The organism is uncultured Paraglaciecola sp. (assembly GCF_937123705.1).
Lineage (GTDB): Bacteria > Pseudomonadota > Gammaproteobacteria > Enterobacterales > Alteromonadaceae > Paraglaciecola.
This window is the reverse complement of the sequence record NZ_CAKZKO010000017.1, coordinates 1-4,442: the sequence shown is the minus strand read 5'-3', so window position 1 is coordinate 4,442 and position 4,442 is coordinate 1. Positions and strand designations below refer to the sequence as shown.

Below are 4,442 nucleotides of genomic sequence, written 5' to 3'. Positions count from 1 at the left end.
CGCTCTCGTTAAAAAGCAATATTAAAGCCAATGCAGGCATTCTGATACGACCACCAAACACACGACCACAATTAGCTACTGACATTATTATTAGCAATGAAACGCCGGACACAACAAAAAACTTAACTGTCAAGTTAGATACAACCATTGATCTGGGTAAACATTTTTATATCCGTGCGGCAGGTCTCGAAGGCCGCTTAAAAGGTGGCTTGCATTTAGAAACCAACGAACATAACAACTTAATGGCAACGGGCACCATTGCTACTAGCAAAGCAAAATACTTGGCTTATGGTCAGTATTTAACCGTTGATCGTGGCATGTTGAATTTTAATGGCCCTCTAGATGATCCCGGATTAAACATTTTAGCCATGCGCAAAGGCCTTTCTGTAAAAGCCGGCGTAGAAATTCTAGGTTCTGTTCGACGCCCCGCCATACGCTTAGTCTCCACGCCTAATGTATCAGACGCAGAAAAATTATCTTGGATTGTTTTTGGGCGAGCACTTAATTCAGGCAATGTAGACACAGCACTACTACTCACGGCAGCTAACTCTATTTTAGGTGGGCAATCATCCGGCGAAGGACTCACGCAACAACTCAGTCGCACCTTGGGCGTTGACGAAATATCCTTCAGGCAGGGCAGTAGCGGCAGTAACCCACTCACCAGCCAAATTGGCACCGTCGGAAAACGTATTTCATCACGCGTCTACCTGAGCTATGAACGTGGACTCACCACTGCAAACATCGGCATCACAAAACTCACCTACAAATTGACACCCAAAGTAAACGTCGTGACTCAAGCGGGTTTAGATAGTGCGGTTGATGTGTTTTATATTTTTCAGTTTGATTGAGTTATACACTTTGCATCACCTAACTAGTCGACCCTTAATATTAACTTAACACACTGATAATGCGAAACAACAGGTATATTTTTCGTGATCATTTCGACCGGAAATGTTAAAATAGCACTATATTTTCTGGTCGAAATGGTTAACAAAAATGCTTACTCAAAGCAGCTCTTCTCATCAAACAAATCTATTTGGCACGGATCTACTTTTACAGCTTGATCCAAACGATCCGCTCCTCAAATTATCCGCAGTCATACCCTGGGTTCATTTTGAAACAACTTTCTCATTTTATTACAAAGAAGCTATTGGTGCCCCGAGCAAGCCAATACGTTTAATGGTTGGATTGTTGCTTCTCAAGCAGTTGGAAAACTTGAGCGATGAAAAGGTCGTTGTGCAGTGGAAACGCAATCCTTACTACCAGGCATTTTGTGGCATGAGGGAATATCAAAGAGAATTGCCATGCCACAGCACAGAGTTAGTGCATTTTCGTAAACGTATTGGCAAAGCTGGTTTTGAGCAGATATTTCAGATGAGCGTTAGCTTGCACGGAGATTCGGCTCAAGAAGATGTGATCAATATCGATACCACGGTTCACGAGAAAAACATCACCTATCCGACGGACAGTAAGTTGGCCATTAAGATTATTAATCGACTGAACAAGCTTGCCAAAGCACATGGATTTCAGCAACGGCGTACCTATGTCAAAGAAGTAAAGTCCTTGCGTTTGAGCATACGCCATTTCCGCCATGTGAAGAAAAGAGTCAAAGCTAGAAAAGCACTGAAGCGCCTCAGAACAATCGCTCGCTCGTTGATTCGAGAACTCAGAAGAGAACTGCCGCAGCATTATCTGTTTGATTGTTACCAACAGGACTTTTTGCTGTATGAGCGGGTGTTAAGCCAACAGCCCAAAGACAAGAACAAGATTTACTCCCTGCACGAACCCAAGGCCTATTGCATCGCCAAAGGCAAAGATCACAAAGCTTACGAATATGGCAGCAAAGCATCCATTGCCAGTACGGCAACCAGCAATATCATTGTTGGCGTTGTCAGTCATGAACAGAATCTGCATGACAGTCACACCCTACCAGAAATTCTCACCCACGTTGAAGCATCACGTGGCAAAGCAGCCAAACAAGGCGTGTGTGACCGAGGCTATCGCGGCAAAAGTTGCGTCAACGGAACTCAGATTATCCTACCGAAAAAAGCACTCAAGAAAGACACTCGCTACCAAAAGGACAAAAAACGAAAACAATGCAAAAGGCGAGCAGCAATAGAACCCATCATTGGCCACTTAAAATCAGACTTCAGGATGGCGAGAAATTACCTGAAAGGTGCGATAGGTGATCATATCAACCTACTGATGGCTGCTGCTGCGTGGAACTTGAACAAATGGCTGATGGCCATTTTTTGGTTCTTTTTTCCATGGGGAAAAATGGCAATGACAGACGCAAAACAGTAAAACTTCAGAGTACACAGATTGGATTTTCTAACAGGCAAGCATGGTTCCGATCTGTTACTTTGAAAATTGTTCAGGCAAAACTTTTTCAGGGCCGACTAATTATAATTCCAACGAAAAAAGAAGTCGCAATGAGAAGATTTATTTACCTATTGATAATCAGTGTATTTTTCCTTTCAGGATGCAGTACAACGGGAAATTTAGGCCTTGTCGCCAAGAGTTCGGCAAACCCGAGCACACTTCTAACAGCTAATACTCAATTTAGAGAGTTAGGCTCTGTAAATAGGGAGGTATGTCTACACTTATACCTGCACGAAGGTAAAAGATACTGCGATTAAATTTGAGAATAAAAATAGCTTAGTTGATAGATCGAGTTGGCACAACGGAATTGATAATCTGCTTTCTCTTTTAGTCGTTTTTCCTTGTTTTCCAACAATTCTCTTTGTTGTTCTAGTGCAGCAACTGCTGCAGCTACTGCAAGATAAGTTTTTCCAGTACCGGCAGGGCCAATTCCAAAATTTATCTCTCTGTTAAATATATTGTGAATGTATTCTTTTTGATTCAAATTTCTTAAGGTAATCATGCCGTTTGGAGTGGCTATGTTGTGTGGTAACTTAGAAGACGTGCCAGTTTTACCTTCGTCGGTTTGATATTGATCAGCTTTTATTTGTTGCACTGCTAGATGTACTTGCTCTGGTTTTAAATTCTTATTATTTTTGGTTTGAGTATATAGATATTCCAATACTTTTTTGGCCTGGGAGATCTTTTCGTCTTCGCCAGAAATGTAGAATATATCACCTCGGTTGCTAATTTCTACATGGAGGCGCTTTTCTATATGGTGGATATGTTCATCTAGATTACCACATAAATTAGCTAATCTTGTGTTGTTGCAAGGGGATAATTTCAACTGAGTTTTAGTAGCTTGTATTTCCAAAATATGTATATAAACCTCTTAAATTAACTGCTCTTAATTTAAGCATAAACCCATTTTTGAACATTAGGAAGTAAATTTATTAAGTTTGTTGTAATTGGAGGAATTGTAGCTGGTATTTTTACAGCTACCGAAGCTTCCGCAATAGCGGTACTGTACACTCTTATTTTAGGGTTTGTATATAAAGAAATAAAATATAAAGACCTCCCGCAAATATTATTGGATTCTTGTGGCACAACGGCTATTGTAATGCTTTTAATAGGCGCATCAATGAGTATGTCTTGGGTGATGTCTTACGAAAACATTCCGCAAAGTATCAGTTCGGTTTTATTGACGGTAAGCGACAACCCAATAGTTATCCTTTTAATCATCAATTTAATACTATTGTTTGTTGGTGTATTTATGGATATGACGCCCGCGGTGCTAATCTTTACACCCATATTTTTACCGATTATTGTAGAATTAGGCATGGATCCTATCCAATTCGGCATTATAATGGTTATGAATTTAAGCGTCGGTTTATGTACACCACCCGTCGGTTCCGTACTGTTTGTAGGCGTAGGCATTGCAGGTACAACCATAGAAAAGGTTATAAAACCATTATTACCGCTTTTTATTGCCATGATAGTGGCCTTGTTTTTGGTAACCTATTTCCCAGAATTAAGTTTGTGGCTACCCAGTTTGTTTGATTTATAAACACACCAAAGATAATTGTTGGTTTTCTTTGTTTGATTAGTTATCATATTTTTTACTAGTTTAGCAATAGAATATTATGAAAAATCTCTGCCTACTTATCTGCATTTTACTATCTAATAGTATCTTTTCACAAGATGCTTCTATCGCTACGAAATTTATTGAAAACGGTACGCTGTACGATGGTTTAAACGAATCTTCAAAACCGTTGGCGCAATTCAAAAAAAATGAAAAATGCGTTGTTTTAGATTATTTAGGAAAAGATAATTACAAAATAAAATACAAAGAATGGACTGGGTTTTTAAATTCTGATTTTCTATTGATTAATGAAGACATGATGGATTTATATTATGATTACCAAGAAGAAGCAAGAAAAAAACTTATTGAAGAAAGAGAAAACAGGAAGAAACGGTTAAAGGAGATAATATGGAATAGTGATGAAGAAAAGGCAAAACGTAGAAAAGACTCCATTGCCAAAGCCAAAGTAGCCGAAGAAAAAGCACAAAGACAACGCGAT

The 4,442-nt window shown here is 39.4% G+C and carries 4 protein-coding genes and 1 pseudogene; 4 read left to right on the top strand and 1 reads right to left on the bottom strand.

What is annotated here, in order from left to right:
- Together Q0688_RS02980 and Q0688_RS02975 are read left to right on the top strand one after the other, a co-directional pair.
- On the top strand, positions 1-848 hold an 848-nt coding region (locus Q0688_RS02980; protein ID WP_299073033.1), incomplete at its 5' end, for a translocation/assembly module TamB domain-containing protein.
- A 148-nt stretch (positions 849-996) separates the two neighbouring features.
- The gene (locus Q0688_RS02975) at positions 997-2,304 is read left to right on the top strand and encodes an IS5 family transposase (protein ID WP_299073031.1); all 1,308 of its coding nucleotides are present in this window, start codon (positions 997-999) and stop codon (positions 2,302-2,304) included.
- Between the two features lie 331 nt (positions 2,305-2,635).
- Here the strand turns inward: Q0688_RS02975 and Q0688_RS02970 are convergent, their stop codons facing one another.
- On the bottom strand, positions 2,636-3,235 hold the full coding sequence (locus Q0688_RS02970) for a PhoH family protein (protein ID WP_299073029.1): 600 nt from the start codon (positions 3,233-3,235) through the stop codon (positions 2,636-2,638).
- Between the two features lie 87 nt (positions 3,236-3,322).
- Between Q0688_RS02970 and Q0688_RS02965 the strand changes: the two are divergent.
- A pseudogene (locus Q0688_RS02965) lies at positions 3,323-3,928 on the top strand (TRAP transporter large permease subunit); the annotation flags it as partial.
- A gap of 76 nt (positions 3,929-4,004) precedes the next feature.
- A partial coding sequence (locus Q0688_RS02960; RefSeq protein WP_299073027.1) for a hypothetical protein occupies positions 4,005-4,442 on the top strand: 438 nt, incomplete at its 3' end.

Bases quoted from the DNA above. Each gene is read 5' to 3' on its own strand.
- Q0688_RS02975 (WP_299073031.1), top strand. From the start codon at position 997: ATGCTTACTCAAAGCAGCTCTTCTCATCAAACAAATCTATTTGGCACG.